This window comes from Marinomonas sp. G8-14, assembly GCF_055808935.1.
The window spans coordinates 951,396-977,841 of record NZ_CM147891.1 but is presented as its reverse complement, the minus strand read 5'-3'; the positions used below and the strand labels follow the sequence as shown (position 1 = coordinate 977,841).

Sequence of the window (26,446 nt, the reverse complement as noted above, 5' to 3'; positions counted from 1 at the left end):
ACGCAATCTTTTACTCAATAAAATTCGTTATGATAGAAACCATAGAAAGTCACTTAACCAAGTGAACGCAATAACAACCAGAGCTTACCAGCTCTAATATAAAAGAAGGGAAAGATCATGACATCTTTTGACCATAGAAAATATACGCCATTCAAGCCTGTCGCTATTGAAAACCGCACTTGGCCTGACAAAACAATCACTAAAGCGCCGATTTGGTCTAGTGTAGACCTACGCGATGGCAACCAAGCATTGGTTGAACCTATGACGGTAGAACAAAAGAAACAATTTTTTGCTCTTCTAGTGGATGTGGGATTTAAAGAAATCGAAGTTGGCTTCCCTGCAGCCTCTCAATTAGATTTTGACTTTGTGCGTTGGTTGATTGAAGAAGACCAAGTACCAGATGACGTGTATATTCAAGTATTGACTCAAGCGCGCCCAGAATTAATTGCTCGCACTTATGAGTCCCTAAAAGGGGCTAAAAAAGCCATTGTACATGTCTACAACTCAACCTCCACGACACAACGTGAACAAGTGTTCCGTATGGACATGGAAGGCATCAAGCAAATCGCAGTCAACGGCGCAAAATGCGTAAAAGAGCATGCAGAGAAACACCCAGAAACAGAATGGGTGTTCCAGTATTCTCCTGAAAGTTTTACGGGCACAGAAATCGATTACGCGATTGAAGTGGTCAATGCGGTTGCCGACGTGTGGCAACCTACACCAGACAATAAAATCATCATCAATTTGCCCGCTACCGTTGAAGTATCAACACCAAACCGTTATGCAGATCAAATTGAATATTTTTGTCGCCATGTGAAAAATCGCGACTGTATGTTTATTAGCTTGCATACACACAATGACCGTGGCTGTGGCGTCGCAGCAGCAGAATTAGGCATTATGGCTGGCGCTGACCGTATTGAGGGCACCTTGTTGGGCAACGGTGAGCGCACAGGCAACATGGACGTAGTCACGATGGCTATGAACATGTATAGCCAAGGAATTGATCCAGAGTTGGCGTTAGGCGATATGGACCGCATCATAAGTGTGGTTCAAGCCTGCACCTTGCTACAAGTTCACCCGCGTCATCCATACGCAGGCGAATTGGTGTTTACCGCTTTCTCTGGCTCTCATCAAGACGCCATTAAGAAGTGTTTGGCAAACCAAACTGATGACAAACCTTGGGATGTGGCATATTTGCCCATTGACCCTCGTGATGTGGGCCGTAGCTACCAAGAAGTTATTCGCGTCAACAGTCAATCAGGTAAAGGTGGTGTGGCTTATACCCTTGAGCAAGAGTACGGCTTGGCGTTGCCTCGTTGGTTACAGGTTGAATTCAGCCCCGTGGTCCAACGCTTTGCTGAAAAAGACGGTGGCGTTGTCGATGCAGAGTCCATGAAAAACTTGTTTGAGACAAGCTTCATGACCGGCAGCGCACCCTATAAATTGGGCAAATACGATCTTACTAAGGACGATGTTGACACAGTCAACGCTGAATTGATTAGCAATAGCACAAAAGTGAAAATCACAGGCAATGGCAATGGCGCGTTGTCTGCTTTCAGCGAGGCATTAGGCAAACACTTCAATATGCGAGTGGATATTATTCAATATCAAGAACATGCGCTCACTGTTGGTAGCGATTCTCAAGCCATTGCCTATGTTCAAGCCAACATTGAAGGGGATCGTTTCAACGGTGTCGCCATTGATAACGACATTGTTTCGGCCTCCATTCAAGCACTATTGGCAACAGTGAACCAAAAAGTTGCTGAAAACCAAAACATCGCTGTCGCTTAGTACCATATTATCCTTTAAGAATTAACCCCAAAAAGCCGAAAATCTAATCGATCTTCGGCTTTTTTATGTATTGTGCTTAGTTTTTTAAACGCTAGTGAGAGCGGTAAACCACCTTATTTCGGCCAGTATCTTTGGCCTCATACAAACAGTCGTCTGCACGCTTTATTAATACAGTTTTATCTTCCAGCTCACCTGTATACATGGCTACACCAATACTGGCTGTAATAGGAATTACCATACCTTCATGCACCACTGGATAATCGGCAACGATACTACGATAACGATCAAATACTTTGAAAACATCTTCTTCTTTAACATTATGTAGAATAATACCGAACTCTTCTCCCCCCAAACGGCCAATAATGTCACTGCCTCTTAGGGCTATTTTGATTCGCTTTGACACTTCAACCAAGACAGCATCTCCAGCATCATGTCCATAGGTATCATTGACAACTTTGAATTTATCAAAGTCAAACATAGCAAATGCCATAGGCACGCCATAGCGACGAGTAAAAGACATTTCTCGATCTAACATAAGTTCAAAAGAACGACGATTGGCAACATTTGTTAAGTGATCAGTTGATGCTAAATGCTCAAGAGCAAGATTTGAATCCACAAGACGCCGCCGCATATCGGCAATGCGTTGCATAGCCAACATTTTAGCCGACAGAACTTTCTGACTTATAGGCTTCATAAGATAATCGTCACCACCAGCTAGAATACCATCTTCTATATCATCATCTTCTGCACTTGCGCTTAAAAAGATAACTGGCAGCCACTCTTGATTTTTTTGCTCTTGTATTTTACGAATAGCTTTAACGGCATCAAAGCCATTGATATAAGGCATTTGGACATCCATTAAAATAAGATCCAAGTCCTGTGAATGCTCCAAAAATTGATCTATCGCTTCCTGCCCATTACTGGCTTCGACCGTCCTGTAACCAAGCTTGGACAAGTGAAGTTTCAGTAACAAACGGTCCGTGTTGGTATCATCTACCACTAACACTTTCATCGGCATTAGAGCATACTCTGTAGTTTAGTCTTCACATTTTGATACATTGCTAGTATTTCTCGCAATTTAGCATTCAGTTCAGACACAGCCCCCTGACGACTTTCTTGCTCTAGCTGTGCAGCCATTGCTGACAACGTCATTGCACCTACATTTTGGCTGACAGATTTTAAGCTATGAGCAAGCCGAGAAACCGCTGCGCAATCGACATCACCCTCTTCACTCAACATCTTGTCAAATGATGCCATGATGCTTTTAGCGTCATCAAAAAAGGCATCAATCAACAAGGTAAAATCACTTCCCAACAAAACTTTTAATTCATTCAAAACAGATTCATCAATTACAATATCCGACTTCACATCAAAAACAGAATCAGTCGCTTGCATAGTTTTGTCCAACGTATCATCATTTGATTGATGACTATGAGGTAACCACTCATCTAACATATTAATGATCTCTTTTTGTTTAAAAGGCTTTGGCACTAAACCATCACCACCAGCACGCAGCACTTCCGATAATGTTTCAGCCATAAGATCAGCCGTTAATGCAATAATAGGCACGCGTTTATGATAACTGCATTTTTCGGCTTGTCTAATACGACGCATAGCCGATAATCCATCCATTACTGGCATGTGTAAATCCATAAAAATAAGGTCCGGCTGATGGGTACTCCACATTTCTACGCCAATCGAGCCGTTTTCAGCACCAATAACATCAAACCCCATTCTCGTTAAAATTCCCTGCGCTACTGCCATATTGGCTTTCATATCTTCAACAACTAAGATGAGACCCCTCTTATTTCCACTATCACTAACATCTGATACTTCGTCATCATCACTGCTATCTGCGTATGAAAGTTGATGCCCAAGCACATTATCAGACAATGCCGTAATCAGACCTCTCTTCAAGGCCAAAGCACTCATGGGCTTAGTAATACAGATATTTACGCCAGCGCCAGAAAGCTCAACCTGAGATAAACGCCCTGCTGAAGAGGTCATTAAAATGATAGGTTGATACAAAGATCCACTCACTTCTCGAATGAGTTTAGATAGCATCAAACCATCTAATTCAGGCATCAAATAGTCTAAAACAATAATCTGATATGGCGAACCGTCATCAATTGACTGCTTGATTCGAGATAAAGCATCAACAGGACTTATTTCTGCATCCGCATAAATATCACAGGACCTGAGCTGATTTTTAAGGATGGTTAAATTCGTTTCATTATCGTCTATAACTAAGGTTTTCTTACCAAGTAATGAATTCTCATCGACTACAGTTTCAATATAAGACATTGCATGACTTTCTGGTAATGTAAATGACACTGTAAAAACAGATCCGACATCCAATTTACTCGACAAAGAAATATTGCCCCCCATTAAACCAACCAATTGTTTCGTAATTGCCAAACCTAAACCAGTTCCACCAAACTTACGTGTTGTTGAACTATCTGCTTGCACAAACGCACTAAACAATTGAGGCTGCACATGATCTGCAATACCTACTCCAGTATCAGCAATACTCAAAGTGATGGCCACCAACCCTTGCGGATCAACAGCCCCTTTTGCGGATACCAATACATGGCCCGAGTTGGTGAACTTAATCGCATTACTAATAAGATTAGTTAATACTTGCTTAATACGAAACACATCGCCCACCAAAAAGCGTGGACAAGATTCATCATATTCTACCAATAAATCGATGCCTTTTTCTTCCGCCTTCATCAGCAATAAGCGCATAACATCATAAATGACTTTTTCTAAATTGAAATCAACACGCTCGATAGAAAGATGACCCGCCTCTATTTTGGAAAAATCCAACAAGTCATTAATTAAACCTAAAAGCCCCTCGCCGGACTCTTTCAGTATGCGCAATTGCTCCTTTTGCTCTGCGTTTAACTTACTACCAGAAAGCAATTCAGCCATACCTAATACACCATTTAATGGTGTTCTAATTTCATGACTCATAGTGGCAAGGAAATCGCTTTTTGCCTTACTGGCTGCAACCGCTTGATCGTTCGCTTCCCGTAAAAGTACTTCTGTTTCTTTTCTAGAAGTAATATCCATGTTCACACCTATAAGATGTGATGCATGGCCTTTTTTATCAAATACAATGGCAGCATTGGATTTCAAATAACGAACCTGCCCATCTTTTCGCATGATCCTGAAATCAAAATCTAAATCTTTAGAAATATGGGAAGCATCCTCTTTACTGGTAAAATACGCTCCGCTTTCTTCTAATCCAGCAAACACATCTCTTAATCTAATTTTATCTTCCGGATAAACACAATCATCCCAAACCAAAAGTGGCTGAGGCTCGCTCACCTATAGAAAAACCATAAAGTCGATACATCCAGTCATCCCAATGCAAAGTACTGTCTTGCAGATCGAATTCCCAGACACCTATACCAGCAGCATCCGCTGCGATAGATAAACGCAAATTGGTATCTATCATTTTCTGCTCAACTTCTAGGCGCTCTGTCACGTCACGAATATGGGCGATATAGCCGCCAAGGCTTCCGTCAGCATTTCGAATCATGCTACCAATCGTTTCCGTATGAAAAATTTTACCCTGTTTATTTTTATAGCTCACACGATAACGATTTAAAACATCTTCAACATCATCTTTATACGCTTGGCCTTGTCGAATAAAATCACTTTCATCCGCATACAAAACTTGGGTGGTTTTACCTAGTAAATCATCAAGGCTATAACCAAACAGCTCAGTGAAAGCTGGATTTAACATTTTTATTTCACGATTTCGTCCGACAAGCACAATCGCCTCTGGTGCATTTTCAAAAAGTGACTCAAAGAATATTTTTTGCTCGCGCAAATCATTCTCATATTGAGCCTGTACAGATCTATCGTAGGCAAGAGTCATCTCATTACCAACCCACTGAGCAAGCAACTTCATCACTTCATAATCATCCTCACCAAAAGGCTGAGCCTTCGGATGCGGACTAGAAAAATTCAGTGTTCCCCAGCGCTTACCACTGACATAGATAACAATGCCAATATAAGCTTCTAATTTAAAGTCCTTATAACAGGGATGCTCTTTAATATCACTTATTGCTGTATGGTAATAAGATGTCGGCAAATCACTACCAAGAGTGTGAACACAATAGGTGTTTCCTAGTTCAAACTGCGCACCTGGAAGCACCTCTCCGTTTGGAGTATGACTGTATTCCACTTGATAAATATCACCGTTAATTGAGCTGATAAGTCCAATCGGTAAGGCAAAATGTTCGACGCCAACTTGTAGAATTTTTTGCAATTTTTCATCCAATGACAAACCTGAATTGGCCGTCACTGCATGTAAATTCTTTAATGTCCGTAATGTACCTGTTTGCCCAGTCAAGCCATAACTAATTGACAAAGGTGTTTCATCGAAAAGCGATGAGGAAGACAATGGCGTTTGACTCAGCGAGACTAAGCCTGAAAGCAAATCAACTAAAGTAGCGAGATGCTCTTCAAGCTGTTTGCTATCTACCGAACAAGGAGTATCACTTAACAAAAACAATCGAACGTCATCAATAGACAAGTTTTCTATAATACAACAAGATAAACATGAAAAATCTGCAGATAAAGAAGGTAGCCAAGGGATATTTTTTATATCAAGGTATCGAGAAGAAGGAAGTGAGTTAATACGAAAAACCTTGCCTATCAGCTCATCCCGAGAAAGAGTCCCAAGTTCACCAGATAAAACCACACGACCATCTTTAAAAAGTAAACCAGCACAAGACATACCTAAAAGAGACCTAGCTACTTTTAAAGCAGCCTCAAATTGACCCATTCACTTCCCCTTGGCTTATGCATGTCAAACGCAATCAGAAAAACTAATTAAGCACTACCCTACTTATAAAACATATCAGAAAATCAGGATTCTGCTTGGCAAAAGATAGAAATACTATGGCAGTAACTTATCGATCAAAACACAATCCTTAGTATCATTACGGCTGGCTTTGACTTTATCTAATATTTTTTGCGCGACGTCTTTTTGGCGCTCTGAAACATATTTTGAATCAACTGTCTTTTGAACGTTGCTCAAGTAAGCATCTAACTTTGGCGTGCAATAATCGTCAAATGCCAAGGCGCTAGTTGAAGTAAGGAATGCAGAGATCCCCACCAAGCCAACAGAGAGTGAAGTTTTGAACAACATAATATTTTCCTAAACAGTCTATTTAATTATAGGAAAAATTAGACCATAGACGAAGCTAAAGTGAAACCTTAAGCTGAGCCACAACCACTCATTTACATGTTTAAATCATCAAGTCGTTGTAACACCTTGTTACGAACATTAAGCAAAAGCACTTAGCAACTTCCATCTCAATGCCGCAACAAGACAAGGCTATTTATATCGAAATAACCTGATGACAAGTTTTTTGAATCAATGCTGCATCATGACTAACCAACAGCACCGCGCAGCCTGCTTCGCGGGCCAACTCGACTAACAAGGCAGTCACCTCTTTTGCCGTAATTGGATCAAGCCGAGAAGTCGGCTCATCAGCGAATAAAAATACCGGATCTAATAACAAGGCTCGTAATATAGCAAAACGCTGTAATTCGCCACCAGAAACCGCTAAACAATTTCGTTCAAGAATCCCATGCGGCAAACTCAAGCGATCCATCAAAGGTGCAATACGATCTGTATCAATGCCATGCAAAAGTATCAAATCTTCCAGTAACTGACCAAGCGACACACTAGACGAAAACGCCGACGGCGGATCTTGATACAGTTTTAACCATTGGTGCGGCTTAGCTGTTTTATTCGAGCGAAGAATACTCCCAGCCGAAATCGGCAACAGATTCAGCAAGGCATCACCAAGCGACGATTTACCACAGCCACTGTCACCAACAATACCAACTACTTCGCCCTGTTTGATAGAGAAAGACAAACCGTCGAACAACACTCGCCCACCTCGCGCAAGACTCAAATTGTCAGCAACCAAAATCGCTTCTGCGCTATCCTCACGAATACTCGGCGTAATATCGTGCCATGCGCTTGGCTCGGCGGAGATCAACTCTCGAGTGTAATCGTCTTTGGGATAATCAAGCACTTGAGTCGCCTCACCTTGCTCTACTAATCGCCCTTGTTTCATCACTAACAGCGTACCACCTAGCTGACGAGCAATGGCCACATCGTGGGTAATAGTCAATAAACTGCCCTCTATCGAACGCGATTGCAGTAAGCGCACGATACCGTCGCGACGAGAAACGTCCAAACCTTTGGTTGGTTCATCCGCCAAAATCACATGAGCACCGCCCGCCGTCGCGGCCGAGATAGCCAAACGCTGAGCCATCCCACCTGACAATTGACCTGGCCGTTTGTGCGCACTATCAGCCAAACCAACATCAAGAAGATCTTGCTGTGCATAGACAAGGGCATCATGGTGCCCCTTGCCCTGCACATGCTGATATACCTCAGCAACCTGATTGATACCCTTCATCAACGGATCCAAAGCATGCCAAGGCTCTTGGGGTAACATCACCAAATCCCGCCCCCACAAGGCCTGCCGTTGTTCGAGAGTCAAGGCTTTACCAAATACCTCAACATCACCTTGAAGGGATAAGTTGTCAGGTAATAATCCCATAATGGCTTGCGCCAACAAGCTCTTACCGGAACCTGTCTGACCCAAAATTGTGAGAGGCTCACCTTGTTTTAATTCCAACGAAATTGGCTCTAGCAAACAAGTGTCGCCCACATAAACCGCTACATTGGTTAATTTAAGCAATACACTCATACTCGTTTCCCTGCCAATAAATGAAATCCAAACACCATTAAAGCAATGACAACTAAGGGTTGAGCTAATAACCAAGGGGCATCACTGTAAAATGGAAACAGCTCCACTGTCATCAAACCTAACTCAGCTAACGGAGGCTGAATGCCCACATACACAAAGCCCAACGACGCCATGGTTAAAATTGCATTGGCGCCACCAAACGCCGCCAAAGTAAAAACAGAAGGCGCAATGGCTGGCCAAATGTGGCGTTTAAACTGATACCAACGACCAAAGCCCATCATCTGAGAAGACTGTCTAGCTGGACTATGAATGACATTCTGTGTGATAGCGCGAACCACACGAAAATACTCCACCCATTGCACCAGTGAAATCGCTAAATACAAGATCCAAAACGATCCAGGCACAATAGCGGCGAATAAAAGTACGACGACCAGTCCAGGTAATGCCAGTAAAATATTCACCATAACCCCTAAGATATGATCGACCTTTTTACCACCCCACACAGCCCAAACCCCCAATGCTGTTCCTAGCAAGGAAGACGTCACCACACACAACACCCCCAAGGCAAACGACAAACCCACCGCGTGCGCCATACGTGCCAACATACTACGCCCAAAGTGATCCGTGCCAAGCCAATGAACCGCCGAAGGGGAATCTAATACGGCATTCAAATCCTGCTGAGAAATACTAAAGGGGGAAAACATCATTCCCAGCACAGCAAAAATCAGCAAACTTAACAACACACCCAAACCAACCCACTGAGATCCTGTCATTGTGAATTTCATGCTTCTCTTACTCCTCTTGGATCGATCCATAAACACAGCATGTCCACCAAGGTATTCAAAGCAACAAACAAGATTCCCATCACCAACGCCGCCCCCTGAATAACAGGAATATCACGGGCAAAAATCGCGTGAGCCAAACCATGACCAATACCCGGCCAAGAAAACAAAGACTCAATCATCACAATCCCTTCAATCATACTCACCAATTGAATACCGAAAAACGCCACCACAGGCACAGCAATATTGCGCACCCCGTGCCGTCTAAAAGTCTGCCATGCGGATAAGCCCTTCACCTTGGAAAATTGATAAAAAGCCGCTTGGAAGGTATGTTTGGCCGAGTCTCTGACCACTCTGTTCGAGACAGCCGCCAAACTCAGCGCCAGCGTCAATGCAGGCAAAACCAAATGCGCAGGGGTACCAAAACCAGCCACGGGAAACCAATTCCAATGCAAAGCAAACAACAAGATAAACAACACACCCAATACAAACACTGGCATTGCTCTTATCATGCTCGATAAGCCCATAAAAATAGAATCCAATGGATTACCTCGCCATGCGCAAAATAACCCCACTGGCACGGCGATCAATATCGACACCAACAAACCAGCCAAAGCCAACAGTAAAGAGTGCCCTAACATATGCTGAATCGCATCTATGACCGGTAAACCACTCACCAAAGAATGACCTAAATTGAATTGCAACAAGTCCAACAACCAGTGCCAATACGCCGCAAAAGCACCTTGGTCTAAATTCAACTCCTGACGAACTAAAGCCGCGGCGTCTGAGTTCACATTGTCTTGACCATAACGACTCGCGGCGATGCGATAGGCCATGTCACCTGGTAGAGAGCGCATTAGAATGAAGGTTAAGGTGCCGACACCCCAAACCACCGTCACTAACTGCAACGCTCTTTTTAACAGCATTGCCTTCATGGTTTAACAAACTCCATTTCGTTCAAGAAAAAGCTGCGCTCAAAAGGATCGAATCGAAATCCCTTCACTCGCTTATTCACGGAAGTTTGCTGCACATAAAACGTCACTGGAATCATCGGACGTTCGTTATAAATTAACTGCGCACTACGCTGGGCTTTTTCCCGGTATTGTTTAGAATCTGAGGTGTGCTCAAGAGACAGCAAAAGCTGACTCAATTCCGCATTATTCCAATTCATAGCACCCCAATCTCCGCCACCATTAGAACCAAAATCCGATAACATGACCCCTAATGGATCGGCAATAAAACCGTAGTTGCGAGCAATCAAGGCCACTTCTAACGAGCCATCTTGATGCCCCATTGGAATAGCACTGGAATTTGTCACCTCAACCTTTGTTGTAATACCAATAGCTTGCCATTGAGCTTGGATGGCTGTAGCGACTGTTGTTAGTTCTGGTCGATCGGCGTAGGTTATCAGTGTCAGTTCAAACCGTTTTCCATCACGCTCAAGTTGGCCTTTGGCATTTTTCTTCCAACCTAATGATGCCAACAAATCTTCTGCACTCACTTCTTGGGCACCACGACGCACCGACACACCATCAAGATGCCAATTAGACAGTGAAGCAGGCATCAACTGTTCAGCCTCAGCATTTGGCGTACGCAAAATACCATTCGCAATGCCTTGGCGATTAATAGCGAGGCTCAACGCTTGGCGAGCACTCACCTCTTTTAAGAACGGATGACCACTGTTCACTTTTAAAACGATAGTACGCGGAATCGCATTGGAATATAAATCCAAACTAGGCAAACGTTTTAAGGAAGGCAGACTGGCAGGATCTAAACCAAACACAATATCCACTTGACCACTGCGCGCTTGTAATACGCGGCTTTCCGTACGATGCCCCGTTAAATAACTGGCGTAGGGGATACTGGCTTTTTTCCCCCAATAATCATCAAATTTTTCTACGACTAATTTATGTGGCGGTGCGAACTGATAGAGCTGATAAGGCCCTGTCGCAGACAAAGCGAGCACTTCGCCGTCTTTTCCATAAGCGGCCGGAGACAAAATACCATTGGCATAATTTGCCAACACGGCCCCTAGCAAGGTGTAAGGTCGAGACAAGTGAATCACGACCGTATTTCTATCTAATGCTTGAATACTTTCAATGGGAGCGTTACGTAATGCACCATGTTTGGCTTGCGCAAGAGAAAGACTATTGACCACGGAATCCGCATCCATTAAGGCACCATCATGAAAACGCACCCCCTCGCGCAAATGAAAAGACCAGCTTTTTGCATCCTCACTGACTTCCCAACGTTCAGCCAAGGCTGGCATTAATAAGCCACTATCATCCACATCAAGCAATGTTTCCAAAACTTGCATTCGACTGTAGATAAAACCATTTTTAGAAGGATCTAAACTGGTAAATTCAAACGCAGCACTGATCGACAAGGTATTCGACTGAGTTGGTTGAGCAAAAACCGTCGTACCGGATAAAGCACTCATAACCAACACGCCAGAGACTATTCGCTTCAAAGAAGGCATTACTATCATATCCATATTATCCACAAAGAAATAAAAAGTTATGATATAACATAATAAAGCTTTCTGACAATCATTTGAGAATAACGTCAATTAAAAATAGTGCTTATCTAACTGATTGGTATAAATAGTTTTTCCTAAACAATAAATGTGAAAACAAAAAAAGCCAGTTCAACATGTCTTGAACTGGCTTTCTGTTTTAAAGAACAACTTTTTAACTACTCTTTATGGTGCAGGCTATCGTATAGATTATTTAAATACGCGTTTTCTCACACCTTCTAATCGTTGCAAGATAGCGTCGAGGCGATCCGGTTTCACCATGAACTCTTGGAAACCCTTCATGCCTTCTTGCGCCATACTTGGATCCGTATCACGGTCATAGAACTGAGCCGTACCAGACGCATTGTTGAGCATTTCGACACCTTTATTTAAGAAAAAGTCATCCGGTGCTTTGGCTTTAGCATGAGGAGGAATTTGCAATAGTGCCTCATTCACTAGGGTTTGGTTATCGGCACGCGCCATAAACGTTAAGAATTTACGAGCATCTTCTTTGTTGGCCGCTTTCGCTGGAATATGAATCGTATCCATTGGTGCATCCTCCGCCATACCAACAGCCGGGTCTATCTGTGGAAACTGGAAGAAACCCATCTTGCCATCAAGTTCTTTAGGAAAATTGGGCACAATGAAATTACCAATGAGATACATAGCGGCTTTGCCGTTGTACATAAATGGCTGAGCCTCTTGCCAAGAATAGGAGGCATGATTCTCTAAGAAGTAGCCTTTATCAATGAGTACTTTCCAGTTCTCAAAGGTTTTGCGTACACGAGGATCTGTATAAGGAATCTTGCCATCCATCAAGTCAATATGAAAATCCAAACCATTGGTACGTAAGTTCAAATAGTCAAACCAGCCTGCCGCTGTCCATAAGTACTTCGTACCGATCGCAATAGGCGCAATATCATTTGCCTTAAGTGTCTCGTTGACCGCTAAAAATTCTGCCCATGTTTTTGGTTCAGATAAACCTAGCTTGTCAAAAATATCCTTACGGTAATAAATACCCCATTGATAATAAGTGTAAGGAATCCCCCACTGTTTATTATTGATGGTCATGGCTGGCGCAGCGGAAGCCATGTTTTTCTTTAATTCTTGTTGATCCCAAATATCGCTCACATCTTCAAACAGACCGCGGTCAACAAATGCCTTCATACGATTACCAGCATACCAGAACACAATATCTGGAGGGGTTGTTGACAACCAGTTGCGAATAGCCGTTTTATAGCCCTCTTTATCGTACAAATTGTATTTGATGGTAATGTCAGGGTTTTCACTTTCAAATTTTTGAATAATGTCAGCAAACGCTTTTTTAGGTGCTGGGTCGGCTTGGTCGGAGTTAATCACCAAGGTTCCAGCATTGACCATAGAGACAGCACCTAATGCCATTACCCCTACTAATAACGATTGAAATTTTTTCATTTAAATAAGCCCTCTTTTTCTTTTTATTAATTGGAACTGGGTTTCAGTATTAATCATGTTTGCTCATTTATCAACCACAAAAACCATTAAAAGAAACTCAGTTCCATTTTTTATGTTAAATTTTTTGCCAAATCGCAATACCTGCGGCTTCTATTGTCTTATGACCAACCACTAACTGTGCATTTTCAGGCGCATAAAACACAGAACTAGAGCCATAGTTAAAGACAAATATGACATTACCACGCTCTCGGACTCGTACACCTTTGGGTAAATAATCCGTTGCTAAACCGGCCATTTCTGCCAATCTAGCCAAACTGGCTTTTAACACATTATTGTCAACACAAGACCCAAGGTAATAATGACGGCCTTCTCCCATTAATACGGGATTACCGCCGTCATCTTTTAACAAACAGGGCAGTTGCGTGTGTATTTGTTCATGCCAATGCTTCAACTTCCCTGCCCCCCAACGACCAGAAACAGCAGGCTGAGTATGCTCAGGCAACGCATCAACCCGTTCAACCGTCAGAGGCAAAAGACTGGCTAATGGACCCGGCGCAAGATTTTCTGGAATTTGGTAAGTTTCTGTTTTGCTGCCGGTTCTTGGCCCAGCCAGCAACACACCTTTGTAAGCATTCAGTCTTTCTTGCAGTTGCGGTGTAATATGCGCCTGTGCTGGAAGTACCAGTAGCTCATACATATCCAAAGATCCATCGCTTGGAATAATATCCACTGATAGACCAAGCTCACGCATGGCTTCATACACGCGATAACACCAGAATAAATATCGATAAGCACGCGATTGCGGTTGAATGTCTAATGACCAGCAAGCGTCATAATCAAACATCAAGGCCACTTTTCCAGCGCTCGGCAAAGACATCAATTCTTCTGCATCCAATCCAAGCGATTGAGCTAATTTTTTCACTTCACTCGCAACCAAAGTCGCTTCTTTTGCGGCTTCGGCCTCTTGTGCATCAGGGCGCAGCAAACCTGCGTGCATTTGCTCTTGACCAAATGGCGCCTGACGCCAGCGAAAATAAGACACTAACTCTGCGCCATGGGAAAACGCTTCCCATGTCCACAAGCGTACAGCACCATTGGCAGGAGTAGGATTATGTGGCGCCCAGTTCACGGGACCTGGCTGCTGCTCCATTATCCATAAGCGGCCTTTACCACAGCCTCGATACAAATCATGATGAAAAGCACCAAAATCGGGATGCCCAACGCGCATGTAATCGTGTTTTTCTTCTGCGGTATAAATCGCTTCTTGATCCAAAAAACCCAGCGGATAAGTGTCCCAACTAGCCACATCCAGATCTTGACCTACTTTGTGGTGATCAAACGCTGTAAAGAACCCCATGTAGTTATGCACTAAATCACGGCCAGCAGAATGCACACGCAAAATGTCTATTTGCAGCTTATTGAAAGCCACCACTTGATCTGAGCAGCAACGCTGAAAGTCCAAACGATGAGATGGATTGGCTTCGGTCACGGTTAAGTTTGGTAATTCGATTTCGTCAAAAGAGCGATAATCCATACTCCAAAACACATTGCCCCAGGCTTTATTCAAGGCAGCCACTGTTTCGTATTTCTCTGCCAACCAAAGACGAAACGCAGCAAGATCGGCTTCACCATAGCTTAAAATCGTATCATGACAGCCATATTCGTTATCGGTTTGCCAAGAAGCCACTGCAGGATGCTGACCATAACGTTCCGCCATCAAAGTGACGATACGACGACATTCTTCACGGTAATCAAGACTGGCAAACGTATAATGGCGACGCGAACCAAAGTGACGCACTCGGCCCTGTTCGTCTTTCGCCAACATCGACGGATGACGATCCACCAGCCACTTTGGCGGTGTCGCGGTTGGGGTTCCTAAAATGACTTTCAACCCATAAGAGTGCAAAATATCCAAGGATTCATCCAACCACTCCCAATGTAGCTCACCGGGCGTTGGCTCAATGGTACTCCAGCTAAACTCGCCAATTCGCACGTATTCAATACCGATACGTTGCATGTGTTGAGCGTCTTCAACCCAACGACTTTTTGGCCAGTGTTCTGGGTAATAACACACACCTAATTTCATATTCTATGCTCCTGCAAAAGGTTGACTTGGCTCACCGACGACATCTAGTCCCATCGTATTTCTCACATCAATCGCAATCACGTGACCAGACAGCGGCTTTTCAACTAACTCACCTTCACTGGTTGCTACGCTGGCGGAGGTAATGAATAAAGTATTGCCATCGGGACCACCAAACACACAGCTTGTTGGTTTTGAAAAAGGCAATTCGATGGTCTGAAGCACTTCGCCTTCTGGGTTATAGCGCACTATTCTCGCTCCATTCCAATTGGCGTTCCAAATACAGCCTTCGGAATCGATACAAGAGCCATCAGCGCCGATCCCCTCTTTCACTTCAAAAAAGGGCTTCTGGCTACGAATGTCATAAAATTCTGGATAAGGAAAGGCATGTACCTTACGTGCCATAGAATCGCCAAAATAAAAACGTCCACGAGACTCATCCCACGCCAAAGTATTAGAAATACCAACGTCTTCGAGCATCAGAGTTTTTTTGCCTTCCGGTGTAATCTTCCATAACCGACCCGATGTGTTTTCTTCTGCATCGTCCATGGTACCAAGCCACAACACACCGTTTGGATCACACTTAGCATCGTTGCTACGATTCCCCGGAATATCGGTATCCAAATCACACAAGTGCTCTAATTCACCTGTCGTTTTATCCAAATAGGCGACAGAGTCCGCCAAAGCCACTAATAAGCGATCGCTTTGAGTAGTGAAAACTGCTGATACTTTTTTCGGCAGAGTCCAATGCTGGTATTCATTGGACTCTTGATGCCAGCGCCATACTTGGCAGGCTGGAATATCAACCCAGTACAAAGCTTGTTCTGACTGGCTCCAAAATGGCCCTTCGGCTAATTGGTGACGTTGCGTACTAATTTGCTTCATTATTTTTATTCTCCAACTTGTCTTGTCTGCTTAAAGAAAGCTATTTCTGATAAGTCTTCCAAGCAGCCATAAAGGCTTCAGCATTGGCTTTCGTCATTTCGACAGACTGGCCTTTTTTATACAAAGCCGAGCCTAGACCAAAGCCACGAGCGCCAACATTCAAATAGTCAGCTACGTTGTTTGGTGTGACACCACCAACGGGGCATAACCAAGTCTCGGCGGGAATCACCGCTCCTAAGGCTTTCACCACATTGATCGTAGGCAATGCTTCAGCAGGAAACAGTTTCACCGCATCAGCACCTGCGTGCAGTGCTGCAAATGCTTCGCTCGCGGTAAAAAATCCTGGCATAGCGTATAAACCTGCGACTTTTGCGGCTTTAATCAGCTCAACGTCTGTATGCGGGCAAACCATTAATTTTGCACCAGTGGCGACTAGTTCGGTCAACTGTGCCATGGTCAAAACCGTACCGGCACCAATCAACACTTGATCACCGAATTTGTCTTGTAAGGTACGAATACTGGTAAACGCATCAGGCGAATTCAGCGGTACTTCGATTAGGCGAAAACCAGCATCAATCAAAGATTGAGCATGCTCAACCACTTCGTCGGGTTTAATACCGCGAAGAATGGCAACCATTGGAAACTCTTGCATCAATGCATCAAAAGAATGTTTCATATCATAACGCCCCTGTTGTCGGGTTATTTGCCGACACTGCCTGACGATTCGCCAAGCGTTTTAAACCACGAATACTGGCTTCGTTAGCGGCTAAAAATTCACAAGTAAAACCTCGCAAAGACAAAGCCAGAGCATAACGTTCGCTAAGTGCTTCGCTACCTATGATCACTACAGGATTTTTTGGCACTTCTAACGATCCCCCCTTTAAAGCTTTTAACGTGTCATTCACATCATGACCAATCACCACACCAGACAAATAATCTCGCACTTCGTCTGCAGCCAATTCACCACATACAAAACGGCTACGAGCACTGAATAAATGATGTAAAATTCCGCCATCTTGTCGACTGGCTTGCACGCCTTTTTTGAATGCATCTTCGTTAAGCTGATCGGATTTAGGCAAACTTTTTACCAAACTGGATTCATCATTCAAACGGGCAAAAAGCTCGCCCGTAATGGAAGTGGAAAACTGCATCACCTTGCCTTCAGTGATTTGCGCCCATTTACAATGAGTTCCAGGTAAGCAAAATACCGGTGATTCATCGGATCGACCTTGCCCTTCTAACCAATCGAGCGCGCCCAATAATTGCGTTTCTTCGCCACGCATGACATCAAGCAAACCAGCCACACCCGTACCTCGTAAGCCAGGTACGATTGCTACTTTGTTTGGTAACGATGTCGTTAGCCAAAACAGATGATCTGACAAGTCGTCTAACTTGATTGGACAATGCTGATAAGGCACTTCTTGCCAACCACCACGACTGCCCACCATACCCGCCATGTAAATCGGCAGGTCAGGCGTTAGCCAATCCCCCAACAAATCAGATAAGACGTTTTCAAATTCAGCCGAACCGAGCTTTAACATGCCTCGGTCACTATCACGCTGCGCTTGAATATGACCATCCTGATTCATCAAAAAGGCACGTAAATTGGTGGTTCCCCAATCAACGGCAATAAAGCTTGCTTGGCCACCAGCAGGTTGTGAAACAGGATTAAATTGGGTCATTACAAACGCCCTCCGTCCACAACCAAACTTTGTCCAGAGATCATACGGCTGTCATCAGCGCTCAAGAACAACACCAAATCCGCCACATCTTCTGGCTCAATTTTTTCTTTCAGCGCTTGCTGTGTCATCAACTCGGCTTCAGCTTCTGGCGTTAACCACAAGCGCTTTTGTTTTTCCGTCATTACCCAACCAGGCAATACCGTATTGACACGAATTTTTTGACCGCCAAGCTCACGAGCTAAGCCTTTGGTTAAGCCTGAAATACCCGCTTTGGCGGTCACGTAGCCAGGATAACCTGCTAGTCCTAGCATCCAAGAGTTAGAACTCATATTAATAATGCTTCCGCCACCGGCTTCAGCCATTGCCGGTGCAACCGCTTGAGCTGCGAAGAAATGGTGTTTTAAATTCACTGACATACATTGATCAAATGCATCTGAGGTCATGTCTTGGAGAGTATGACGATGATCGTTGGCTGCGTTGTTTACCAGAATGCGAATCGCGCCCCAATCAGCCATTCGCTCAGTAATCACTTTTTGAAGCGTGTTTATTTCAGTCAAATCAACCAAATTAAAATGCGCTTTCAAGCCTTGATCGTTTAGCTCGTTTGCAAGGTTCTCACCTGCAGTTTGATCAATATCGAAAAAACTGACCAAACAACCTTGTCGAGCTAACGCTCTAACCAAGGCTTCACCAATACCAGACGCGCCACCACTGACAAGAGCATGACGCCCCGCCAAACTGGGAAAAACCGTTTTATTTTTATTGTGTGTCATTAATGGGACTCCCTGCTCACTTTTGAGCCACTGTTACCAACAAGGAAGTCTAGATCGGCTCCCTGGTCTGCTTGCATAACATGGTCTATATATAACTTGGCATAGCCGCGATGATAATCGCTTTCTTCTGGTTGCCATGCGGCTTTGCGACGCGCCATTTCTTCATCAGAAATATGCAAATGCAAACCACGCCCTTCTACATCAAGGGTGATTTCATCGCCGTTTTGCACCAAAGCCAACGGCCCACCGACAGTCGACTCGGGCGCCACATGCAGCACCACAGTACCAAACGCGGTGCCGCTCATGCGCGCATCACTGATGCGCACCATGTCGGTAATGCCTTGTTCTAACAACTTACTGGGCAACGCCATGTTGCCCACTTCTGGCATACCCGGATAACCTTTTGGTCCACAGCCTTTAAGCACCAGAATCGAATCTTTGTCGACTTCCAGCTCTGGCGTATCGATACGAGCTTTGTAGTCTTCGATGTTTTCAAACACCACAGCTTTGCCTGTATGTTGCAACAACGCTGGTGTCGCTGCGCTCGGTTTAATAATCGCGCCTAGTGGCGACAAGTTACCGCGTAACACCGCAATGCCCGCGTTCGCTCGTAATGGCTTATCAAGAGGACGAATCACCTCTTCGTTGAAACACTCTGCGCCTTTGGTAATCTCACCCAAGGTAGCGCCACAAACCGTATTGGCGTTCATATCAAACAGATGGCTCAAACGCTGAATTAACGCGGGAAAACCGCCTGCGTAATGGAAGTCTTCCATCAGGAACCGGCCAGAAGGCATCAAATCTACTAGACAAGGAATTTCCGCACCAATGCGATCCCAATCTTCTAGCGTTAAATCCACGCCGACACGACCCGCAATCGCCAACAAATGCACCACGGCATTGGTTGATCCACCAATGGCGGCATTAGCACGAATGGCGTTTTCAAACGCGGTCTTGGTTAAAATATCCGACGGTTTTAGATCTTCTTTGACCATCTCGACAATGCGAGCGCCTGTCATATGCGCCAACGCCTGACGGCGGGCATCTACTGCTGGCAAAGTGCCGTTTTCTGGTAACGACATGCCCAAAGCTTCAATCAGACACGACATGGTCGACGCCGTGCCCATGGTCATACAAGTGCCACGAGAACGAGACATGCCCGATTCCGCGCGCATGAAAGCATCAAGGCTCATTTTGCCACCGCGAACCGCTTCACTGAATTTCCACACATCGGTGCCAGAGCCGATGTCTTTACCGCGATATTTACCATTCAACATAGGTACCGAAGACACAACGATAGTCGGTAAATCGACTGAACAAGCGCCCATTAATTGCGCTGGCGTGGTTTTGTCACAACCGCCCAATAACACAACACCATCCATTCCGTACGCGCGCATGGATTCTTCAACGTCCATACTCATCAAATTGCGGAACAACATCGCCGTCGGCTTCATTTGGGTTTCACCCAACGACATAACCGGAAATTCTAACGGCACACCGCCCGCTTCCCACACGCCACGTTTTACGTATTCCGCCAATTCACGAAGGTGCGAATTACACGGCGTCAATTCACTCCATGAATTACAAATACCAATGATGGGGCGACCATCAAAACTGTGATCTGGCAAACCTTGGTTTTTCATCCAACTACGATGAATAAAACCGTCTTTATCTAACTTGCCGTACCATTGTTGGCTGCGTAATGGTTTTTTATCTTTGTTATTGTTGTCGCTCATTCAATGTTTCTCCATCAAAGGTACGGCTTGAATCGCTAGCAATACGAGAGATTCAGGGTCAAAAATAGGCAGCTGCAAGCCAACTTGGCTCAAACTCGCACCGTTTAAAATAAGGTCTTTTTTCCACCACGCAGGCAAGGCTTTCATCAGATGGCCTGGTAATGGGCTGTGTTCCAGAACCTCTACTCGGTAGAGTTGATCTGGCCATAAATTCGGCAAGCAAACAGGCAAGGTTTGCGCTTGTTTTGGCATGGCGAGTTGACTGTAAACGGCCAAGCCTTGCAGGCGATCTTGGCTCAACGCCCATTGGGTTTGTGCTCGACCATCGGCACTGGGCAAACGCCAATTATTGCCTTGATGCAACACAGATCGATGCTGCTTATAATGAGACAACCAATTAGCAATGATGGCTTTTTGCTCTTCGTTAGCGTCTAGTAAGTTCCATTCGATGCCCAAATGCCCCAACATGGCGGTTCCTGCTCGAAAAGTCACGTCATGTACTCGGCTGGTGGTATGGCTTTTGTCTGGGCCAATATGAGAGCCCCATTACCTCTGGCGGCAGAAAATAACTAAAACCGCGCTGGATACTTTGGCGCTCTAAGGCATCGTTGCAATCTGATGCCCAAAAACGTTTGGTGTAATTTAAAATGCCAAAATCCACTCTCGCACCACCGGACGAACAGCTCTCAATTTCCATATTAGGAAACGCTTGATTGAGCCTCGCTCAACAAACGATACAAAGCGTCAACTTGCGCATGAGCCTGTGGCGCAATATCACCACTTGGTTGGGTATAGTCTCGGTTCATATCCCATTTCACATAATCAATCGGATATTCGCTAAACAAGGTAAATAAGCGCTCACGGATATATTGATAAGCGTCTGGTTTGGCTAAGTTCAATACCAATTGATTACGTGCCAAAGCCGGTGCGTACTGGGGCAACTGCAATGCCCAATCCGGATGCGCACGGAATAGATCAGAGTCTGGATTGACCATTTCAGGTTCAAACCACAAACCAAACTCCATACCTAAGTCGTCTTTCACATAACGAATCAACGGCATTAAACCCTCTGGGTATTTGCCGACATCAACAAACCAATCACCCAGCGCCGCTTTGTCGTGGTGACGACCACGGAACCAACCATCATCAAGAATATATCGCTCGACACCTACTTCGGCGGCGGCTTTCGCCAGTGCTTTCAGCTTGGTCATATCGTGATCAAAGTAAAAGGCTTCCCAAGTATTGAGATGAACAGGACGAGGCTTAGTTAACTTCAAACGATGACGCGCTTCTTGATGAAACTGTTGGCTCATGGTGTTTAAACCAGACGTACTGTGTGCGGCTAAGAATTCTGGCGTAGTGATCGACTCATTCGTCGCCAGCACGATTTCCCCCGGCAAATACAAAACTTCGGCTTGCAAATAGCGATGACCTTCGGCGGTATAATCAGCTTTTAATCTGTGATTGCCGCTCCACGCTAGATGCGCACCAACAAGCTCACCCTGTTGCTCACCAAAGCCTTGTTCACCCACAATAACGGCCGGAAAGTTCGCTTGAGAATTGCGACCATTGCGGTTTTCTTGCAACCAAGTGGCGTACCAATCACTGCGCTCTTGCTGAAACTCCTGACACCAGCGGCCATAAAATCCCATTCGTTCAGTACATTTACTGGCAACGGGTAAAGTACAAGCCAAACGTTGCAGCGTGACATCGGCTTGACCGTGGTTGATCAATGTTAACTGCTGACGCAATACACCAGACGGCAACAAGCCAATATTCAGAGCAACCGACAACTGCGCAACCTTGTCTTCTAAGCGAATCAAAAAGCCATTTTGCTGCTCTTCCACATCCACCAATGTCCAGCAAGCTGCCCACGCTGGCCGATCTGCGGCCATGGCTTCCACTCCTGGCGTTTGCAACCAACCTCGGCCCGCTTCAGGAATCAGCGACATGGGGGTTGGTTTATCCATCATGCCTTGGGGTATGGCAGCCTGCTGTGACAAATAGAGACTATTTAAATCGGTTGCTTTGGGCAAAGCATCACCAAAATACAACAACTCAGGTGCACCCTGTTTTGGACAAGCAATCACCAAGGTTTTGCCCTGTGCGTTTTGCTCTGGTAAATCTTGTCGATAAAGACTGACATTCAAACCATTTTTCATTATTTTTATCCTTTTGTAGCGCCCAAAGTTAAACCTGCAATAAAGTGGCGTTGCATGGCGAAGAACAAAATAACCGGAGGCAAAGCCGCCACAATGGAACCTGCCGCAATCAACTGCCAAGACGCCATCCATTGACCTTTTAGCGCACTGATACCCGCGGTAATCGGACGTACCTCATCACTTTGTACCAATACCAAGGCCCAGAAGTAATCGTTCCAAATAAAGGTAAAAATTAATACCGACAGGGCTGCCAAAGCAGGACGAACCAATGGCAATACGATATGCCAGAAAATTTGCCATTCACTCACCCCTTCTACACGTGCGGCTTCGATCAACTCATCGGGTAAACCAACAATGAAGTTACGCATAAACAGGGTACAAAAGCCGGTTTGAAAAGCGATATGGAAAAGAATCAAACCTGATGCCGTGTCATACAAGCCCATGCTGATGGTTAAATCCCGTACGGGAATCATCAGAATTTGAAACGGCACAAAATTACCGGCAATAAACGCCGCAAACAGCGCCACATTACCGCGAAATTTAAACTTGGCTAGGGCATAACCCGCCAGTGTCGACAAGGCAACGGCGCCAAATACCGCAGGTAAAGTAATAAGGATAGAGTTCAACAAGTACCGCACCATCGGGGTTTCTGTGAACACCAAGGCATAGTTTTCAAACAACATCCATTCGGAAGGTATGCCCCAGTAATTGCCGGCATTTATGTCAGCGGTCGATCTTGCTGACGTCAGCATCACGGCAATTAAAGGCAACAACCAAAGCAATAAGGCAATCCAAATCGCCACGCGATAACTTAAATTGAAAGGCAATGATCTTTTTTCTATAGGCGTTGGAAACATTAGGCTTTCTCACTCTTCAGCATACGCCACAAGAAGTAGGCGATATAAATGTCCATAATCAAGAACAACACGGTCGCAATCGCCGCACCGTAACCAGCACGATAATTAAAGATAGATTGTTCATACATGAAGTAAGCAAGGACGCTCGACGTGCCAAATGGGCCGCCGCTGGTCATGGTTGCTACGAGGTCAAAGCTTCGCAGGGCACCGATTACTGTCACGACAACGGCAATAAAAGTAGCAGGTCGCAATTGTGGCAGGATCACATGACGTAACATTTTCCAACCATGCGCCCCATCTAAACGTGCCGCTTCGATTTGATCTGGGTTGAGATTGTTTAAGCCTGTGAGATACAAAATCATGCAATACGCAATCTGCGGCCATAGCCCCGCGACAATAATGCCAAACGTTACCCAATTTTCATCGGATAAGATCGCAACTGGCTCCATGCCAAACAAACCAATCGCCTTATTGAACAGGCCAAAAGAAGGATCGTAAAACCAAGAAAAAACCAGACCAACAACCACTTGAGAAATGACAAAAGGAAAGAAGAACATCGACTTAACCAGTCGTATCCCCATGACTTTCTGGTTCAGAAAAAGCGCAATACCTAATCCAATAGGTGGTGCTAGCATGAAAAAAACCATCCAATACAGATTGTTTTTTAACGCTCCCCAAAACTGATAGTCTTCAAAAAGCTCGATGTAATTACGAAAGCCGACGAAGGTTTTTTCACCAATGCCATCCCACTCATAAAAACTCAACCAAATACTTTGAAGAATAGGAAAAATAACGTAGACCACAAACAAAATGACTGCCGGTGCTAAGAACAAAACTGGCATCCATTGCTGCTGCTTGCTATGCAACTTTTGCATGGCGCACATACCTCTTATTTTTATTAGTTTATAAACCGCCCTACTTGCTACCAACATTGAGCGTCAAGTAATTCGTCTAATAAAATAATGGAATAAAGTTCCATTTTTTGCAATACTCAATTTAGAACATTTTGTCAGGCCTCTTTTTTGAAGCTAAATAGACCTTAGAAAATTATAAAAATAGACATTAAGGAAACCCAACCATGTCAGAGCAAGACACTAAGAGCGGAGGCTCATCGCTAGACAAAGCACTTAGCCTATTGCAAGAAGTGTGTGTCACGCCGGTGCCATTACGCTTTGCCGAATTGGTCGAAAAAACCGATCTACCCAAAGCAACCGCGCATCGCACCCTGACATCATTGACCGAGAAAGGCTTAATTCGCTTCGACGAAGCTACTCAGCTGTATCACCCAGGTTATGGCTTACTCGAATTAGCCCACCAAGCCTGGTCAAAAATTGATGTGCGTGATATTGCTGCGGATCAAATGAAATTATTATGGAATGAAACCGGTGAAACCATTCACCTTGCGGTGCTGGATCGTGGCGATGTTATTTACATCGACAAGCTAGAAAGTCAAAAAAGCTTGCGCTTGTTTTCGGCTGTTGGCAAAAAAGGCCCGGCCTATTGCACTGGCGTCGGTAAAGCCATGATGGCGTTTCTCAGTGAAGAGCAATTAGCCGCCGCCATCAAAGAACAAAGCTTTATCAAGCACACAGACACCACCTTAATTAACGAAGATATGTTAAGACAAGATCTTATCAAGATTCGTGACAGCAAGATTTCCTTGGATTTAGAAGAACACGAAGAAGGCATTCAATGTGCCGCCTCGGTGATTTTAAACCACAGAAACGAACCCATTGCCGCGCTGAGTATTACCGCCCCTAAATTTCGTGTAGACGATGCGCGCTTTCAACACTTTCAAGCACTGGTCAAAGACGCCTGTAAGAAAGTATCCATCCGCATGGGGGCCATGGCCTCTAATTAACTATAGGAAAATCCATTATGGCGACGATAAAACTAACAAACGTCATCAAACGGTTTCACGACATAGAAACCATTCATGGCGTCAATTTAGATCTACAAGACGGCGAATTTGTGGTCTTTGTTGGTCCATCAGGCTGCGGTAAATCCACCCTACTGCGTTTAATTGCAGGCTTAGAAGATATCACCGACGGTAAGCTCGAAATCAATGGCACCAACATGAATAACGTCGCGCCAGCGGATCGCGGCGTTGCTATGGTGTTTCAATCTTATGCACTCTACCCACACATGACAGTGGAAGAAAACATGAGCTTTGGCTTGCGTATGAATGGTGTTGCACCAGACAAAATCAAAGCACAAGTATCAAATGCCGCTAACATTCTACAACTCAATGAACTACTGGATCGCAAGCCCAAACAACTCTCCGGTGGTCAACGTCAGCGGGTCGCCATCGGCCGTGCCATTGTTCGCCAACCCGAAGTATTTCTTTTTGATGAACCGCTTTCTAACCTAGACGCGGAACTTCGTGTTGATATGCGCATTCAGATTGCACAACTGCACAATCGTCTAAAAGCCACGATGATTTACGTGACTCACGATCAAGTGGAAGCCATGACGTTAGCCGACAAAATCGTGGTATTACGCGCGGGTAACGTGGAGCAAGTCGGTTCGCCTTTAGAGCTCTATCACAATCCTGCCAATGAATTTGTAGCAGGCTTTATTGGCTCCCCTAAAATGAATTTTTTAGACGGCAAAGTCATTAGCATCGATAACAAAGACATTGCTGTGATAGACATCGCTGGACAAACCATCGAATTAGAAGTGGATGGTACGAAAATATCCGTCAACGAAAGCGTAAAACTTGGCATACGTCCAGAACACGTGAAAGAAAACACTCAAGACGCAGACATCGTCTTAAAAATTGATATCGACGTCGCTGAGCATCTCGGTGGCCTTACCTACCTTTACGGTCAATTTCAGGGTCACAAACTCACTATTGAAGTCAGTGGTGCCAACCTAACACGCCACGGAGAAAGTGTCGAAGTCGGTCTGAAAAAAGCAGATTGCTACCTCTTTAATCGCTCCGGCGAAGCACTCGTAAATAGACCAGTGCCTGTTCGCTAACATAAAAAGCCCCGT

General features: G+C 44.7%; 23 protein-coding genes. 3 read left to right on the top strand and 20 right to left on the bottom strand.

Annotation, left to right across the window (positions count from 1 at the left end):
- Positions 1 to 117: 117 nt before the first annotated feature.
- Complete coding sequence (gene leuA, locus AC0L6V_RS04880) at positions 118 to 1,791, top strand: 2-isopropylmalate synthase (protein ID WP_265217724.1); 1,674 nt, start codon at positions 118 to 120, stop codon at positions 1,789 to 1,791.
- Positions 1,792 to 1,882: 91 nt separating this feature from the next.
- Here leuA and AC0L6V_RS04875 read toward each other — a convergent pair whose 3' ends face one another.
- The 20 genes from AC0L6V_RS04875 to AC0L6V_RS04780 form a co-directional block, all read right to left on the bottom strand.
- The gene (locus AC0L6V_RS04875) at positions 1,883 to 2,809 is read right to left on the bottom strand and encodes a GGDEF domain-containing response regulator (protein WP_409419459.1); all 927 of its coding nucleotides are present in this window, start codon (positions 2,807 to 2,809) and stop codon (positions 1,883 to 1,885) included.
- Positions 2,809 to 5,124: a PAS domain-containing hybrid sensor histidine kinase/response regulator gene (locus AC0L6V_RS04870; RefSeq protein ID WP_418138813.1), complete on the bottom strand. Its 2,316-nt coding sequence runs from the start codon at positions 5,122 to 5,124 to the stop codon at positions 2,809 to 2,811. Before AC0L6V_RS04870 ends, AC0L6V_RS04875 begins: the two co-directional genes overlap by 1 nt.
- Entirely contained in the window at positions 5,090 to 6,592 is a 1,503-nt protein-coding gene (locus AC0L6V_RS04865) for a PAS domain S-box protein (protein ID WP_418138812.1), read from the bottom strand. The genes AC0L6V_RS04870 and AC0L6V_RS04865 overlap by 35 nt, the downstream gene beginning before the upstream one ends.
- Before the next feature lie 114 nt (positions 6,593 to 6,706).
- Positions 6,707 to 6,958 (bottom strand): hypothetical protein, encoded by a 252-nt coding sequence (locus AC0L6V_RS04860; protein WP_265217721.1) that lies wholly within the window; start codon positions 6,956 to 6,958, stop codon positions 6,707 to 6,709.
- Between the two features lie 193 nt (positions 6,959 to 7,151).
- Positions 7,152 to 8,540 (bottom strand): ABC transporter ATP-binding protein, encoded by a 1,389-nt coding sequence (locus AC0L6V_RS04855; protein ID WP_409419457.1) that lies wholly within the window; start codon positions 8,538 to 8,540, stop codon positions 7,152 to 7,154.
- Positions 8,537 to 9,325 carry an ABC transporter permease gene (locus AC0L6V_RS04850; RefSeq protein WP_409419456.1) on the bottom strand — a complete coding sequence of 263 codons (789 nt, stop codon included), beginning with the start codon at positions 9,323 to 9,325 and terminating at the stop codon, positions 8,537 to 8,539. Before AC0L6V_RS04850 ends, AC0L6V_RS04855 begins: the two co-directional genes overlap by 4 nt.
- A complete protein-coding gene (locus tag AC0L6V_RS04845; protein ID WP_265217717.1) occupies positions 9,322 to 10,257 on the bottom strand; it encodes an ABC transporter permease in 936 nt (311 codons plus the stop codon). The genes AC0L6V_RS04850 and AC0L6V_RS04845 overlap by 4 nt, the downstream gene beginning before the upstream one ends.
- A complete protein-coding gene (locus AC0L6V_RS04840) occupies positions 10,254 to 11,801 on the bottom strand; it encodes an ABC transporter substrate-binding protein (RefSeq protein ID WP_409419455.1) in 1,548 nt (515 codons plus the stop codon). The genes AC0L6V_RS04845 and AC0L6V_RS04840 overlap by 4 nt, the downstream gene beginning before the upstream one ends.
- Before the next feature lie 246 nt (positions 11,802 to 12,047).
- Complete coding sequence (locus tag AC0L6V_RS04835) at positions 12,048 to 13,271, bottom strand: ABC transporter substrate-binding protein (RefSeq protein ID WP_265217715.1); 1,224 nt, start codon at positions 13,269 to 13,271, stop codon at positions 12,048 to 12,050.
- Between the two features lie 115 nt (positions 13,272 to 13,386).
- The gene (locus tag AC0L6V_RS04830; RefSeq protein WP_409419454.1) at positions 13,387 to 15,357 is read right to left on the bottom strand and encodes a beta-galactosidase; all 1,971 of its coding nucleotides are present in this window, start codon (positions 15,355 to 15,357) and stop codon (positions 13,387 to 13,389) included.
- Between the two features lie 3 nt (positions 15,358 to 15,360).
- A complete protein-coding gene (locus AC0L6V_RS04825) occupies positions 15,361 to 16,239 on the bottom strand; it encodes an SMP-30/gluconolactonase/LRE family protein (RefSeq protein ID WP_409419453.1) in 879 nt (292 codons plus the stop codon).
- A 40-nt stretch (positions 16,240 to 16,279) separates the two neighbouring features.
- Positions 16,280 to 16,915: a 2-dehydro-3-deoxy-6-phosphogalactonate aldolase gene (locus AC0L6V_RS04820; RefSeq protein ID WP_265217713.1), complete on the bottom strand. Its 636-nt coding sequence runs from the start codon at positions 16,913 to 16,915 to the stop codon at positions 16,280 to 16,282.
- Position 16,916: 1 nt separating this feature from the next.
- Positions 16,917 to 17,921 (bottom strand): 2-dehydro-3-deoxygalactonokinase, encoded by a 1,005-nt coding sequence (locus AC0L6V_RS04815; protein ID WP_409419452.1) that lies wholly within the window; start codon positions 17,919 to 17,921, stop codon positions 16,917 to 16,919.
- The gene (locus AC0L6V_RS04810; protein WP_265217709.1) at positions 17,921 to 18,694 is read right to left on the bottom strand and encodes an SDR family NAD(P)-dependent oxidoreductase; all 774 of its coding nucleotides are present in this window, start codon (positions 18,692 to 18,694) and stop codon (positions 17,921 to 17,923) included. Before AC0L6V_RS04810 ends, AC0L6V_RS04815 begins: the two co-directional genes overlap by 1 nt.
- Entirely contained in the window at positions 18,694 to 20,430 is a 1,737-nt protein-coding gene (locus AC0L6V_RS04805) for an IlvD/Edd family dehydratase (RefSeq protein WP_418138811.1), read from the bottom strand. Before AC0L6V_RS04805 ends, AC0L6V_RS04810 begins: the two co-directional genes overlap by 1 nt.
- The gene (locus AC0L6V_RS04800; protein WP_265217707.1) at positions 20,431 to 20,922 is read right to left on the bottom strand and encodes an alpha-galactosidase; all 492 of its coding nucleotides are present in this window, start codon (positions 20,920 to 20,922) and stop codon (positions 20,431 to 20,433) included.
- A 1-nt stretch (position 20,923) separates the two neighbouring features.
- Positions 20,924 to 21,127 carry an alpha-galactosidase gene (locus tag AC0L6V_RS04795; RefSeq protein ID WP_418138810.1) on the bottom strand — a complete coding sequence of 68 codons (204 nt, stop codon included), beginning with the start codon at positions 21,125 to 21,127 and terminating at the stop codon, positions 20,924 to 20,926.
- 1 nt (position 21,128) lies between these two features.
- Positions 21,129 to 22,592, bottom strand: a complete 1,464-nt coding sequence (locus tag AC0L6V_RS04790) for an alpha-galactosidase (RefSeq protein WP_265217705.1) — start codon at positions 22,590 to 22,592, stop codon at positions 21,129 to 21,131.
- A 5-nt stretch (positions 22,593 to 22,597) separates the two neighbouring features.
- Positions 22,598 to 23,449, bottom strand: a complete 852-nt coding sequence (locus tag AC0L6V_RS04785) for a carbohydrate ABC transporter permease (RefSeq protein ID WP_111607572.1) — start codon at positions 23,447 to 23,449, stop codon at positions 22,598 to 22,600.
- Positions 23,449 to 24,324 carry a carbohydrate ABC transporter permease gene (locus AC0L6V_RS04780; RefSeq protein ID WP_265217704.1) on the bottom strand — a complete coding sequence of 292 codons (876 nt, stop codon included), beginning with the start codon at positions 24,322 to 24,324 and terminating at the stop codon, positions 23,449 to 23,451. The genes AC0L6V_RS04785 and AC0L6V_RS04780 overlap by 1 nt, the downstream gene beginning before the upstream one ends.
- Positions 24,325 to 24,527: 203 nt before the next feature.
- Here AC0L6V_RS04780 and AC0L6V_RS04775 point away from each other — a divergent pair, with 203 nt between their 5' ends.
- Both AC0L6V_RS04775 and AC0L6V_RS04770 read left to right on the top strand, forming a co-directional pair.
- Positions 24,528 to 25,310 (top strand): IclR family transcriptional regulator, encoded by a 783-nt coding sequence (locus AC0L6V_RS04775; RefSeq protein WP_409419450.1) that lies wholly within the window; start codon positions 24,528 to 24,530, stop codon positions 25,308 to 25,310.
- 17 nt (positions 25,311 to 25,327) lie between these two features.
- Positions 25,328 to 26,431: an ABC transporter ATP-binding protein gene (locus tag AC0L6V_RS04770; RefSeq protein WP_409419449.1), complete on the top strand. Its 1,104-nt coding sequence runs from the start codon at positions 25,328 to 25,330 to the stop codon at positions 26,429 to 26,431.
- The last annotated feature ends 15 nt before the right edge of the window (positions 26,432 to 26,446 follow it).

Excerpts from the sequence above, each read along its gene's own strand:
- leuA (WP_265217724.1), top strand. The coding sequence starts at position 118 with ATGACATCTTTTGACCATAGAAAATATACGCCATTCAAGCCTGTCGCT.
- AC0L6V_RS04875 (WP_409419459.1), bottom strand. The coding sequence starts at position 2,809 with ATGCCGATGAAAGTGTTAGTGGTAGATGATACCAACACGGACCGTTTG.
- AC0L6V_RS04865 (WP_418138812.1), bottom strand. The coding sequence starts at position 6,592 with ATGGGTCAATTTGAGGCTGCTTTAAAAGTAGCTAGGTCTCTTTTAGGT.
- AC0L6V_RS04860 (WP_265217721.1), bottom strand. The coding sequence starts at position 6,958 with ATGTTGTTCAAAACTTCACTCTCTGTTGGCTTGGTGGGGATCTCTGCA.
- AC0L6V_RS04855 (WP_409419457.1), bottom strand. The coding sequence starts at position 8,540 with ATGAGTGTATTGCTTAAATTAACCAATGTAGCGGTTTATGTGGGCGAC.
- AC0L6V_RS04850 (WP_409419456.1), bottom strand. The coding sequence starts at position 9,325 with ATGAAATTCACAATGACAGGATCTCAGTGGGTTGGTTTGGGTGTGTTG.
- AC0L6V_RS04845 (WP_265217717.1), bottom strand. The coding sequence starts at position 10,257 with ATGAAGGCAATGCTGTTAAAAAGAGCGTTGCAGTTAGTGACGGTGGTT.
- AC0L6V_RS04840 (WP_409419455.1), bottom strand. The coding sequence starts at position 11,801 with ATGCCTTCTTTGAAGCGAATAGTCTCTGGCGTGTTGGTTATGAGTGCT.
- AC0L6V_RS04835 (WP_265217715.1), bottom strand. The coding sequence starts at position 13,271 with ATGAAAAAATTTCAATCGTTATTAGTAGGGGTAATGGCATTAGGTGCT.
- AC0L6V_RS04830 (WP_409419454.1), bottom strand. The coding sequence starts at position 15,357 with ATGAAATTAGGTGTGTGTTATTACCCAGAACACTGGCCAAAAAGTCGT.
- AC0L6V_RS04825 (WP_409419453.1), bottom strand. The coding sequence starts at position 16,239 with ATGAAGCAAATTAGTACGCAACGTCACCAATTAGCCGAAGGGCCATTT.
- AC0L6V_RS04820 (WP_265217713.1), bottom strand. The coding sequence starts at position 16,915 with ATGAAACATTCTTTTGATGCATTGATGCAAGAGTTTCCAATGGTTGCC.
- AC0L6V_RS04815 (WP_409419452.1), bottom strand. The coding sequence starts at position 17,921 with ATGACCCAATTTAATCCTGTTTCACAACCTGCTGGTGGCCAAGCAAGC.
- AC0L6V_RS04810 (WP_265217709.1), bottom strand. The coding sequence starts at position 18,694 with ATGACACACAATAAAAATAAAACGGTTTTTCCCAGTTTGGCGGGGCGT.
- AC0L6V_RS04805 (WP_418138811.1), bottom strand. The coding sequence starts at position 20,430 with ATGAGCGACAACAATAACAAAGATAAAAAACCATTACGCAGCCAACAA.
- AC0L6V_RS04795 (WP_418138810.1), bottom strand. The coding sequence starts at position 21,127 with ATGGAAATTGAGAGCTGTTCGTCCGGTGGTGCGAGAGTGGATTTTGGC.
- AC0L6V_RS04790 (WP_265217705.1), bottom strand. The coding sequence starts at position 22,592 with ATGAAAAATGGTTTGAATGTCAGTCTTTATCGACAAGATTTACCAGAG.
- AC0L6V_RS04785 (WP_111607572.1), bottom strand. The coding sequence starts at position 23,449 with ATGTTTCCAACGCCTATAGAAAAAAGATCATTGCCTTTCAATTTAAGT.
- AC0L6V_RS04780 (WP_265217704.1), bottom strand. The coding sequence starts at position 24,324 with ATGCAAAAGTTGCATAGCAAGCAGCAGCAATGGATGCCAGTTTTGTTC.
- AC0L6V_RS04775 (WP_409419450.1), top strand. The coding sequence starts at position 24,528 with ATGTCAGAGCAAGACACTAAGAGCGGAGGCTCATCGCTAGACAAAGCA.
- AC0L6V_RS04770 (WP_409419449.1), top strand. The coding sequence starts at position 25,328 with ATGGCGACGATAAAACTAACAAACGTCATCAAACGGTTTCACGACATA.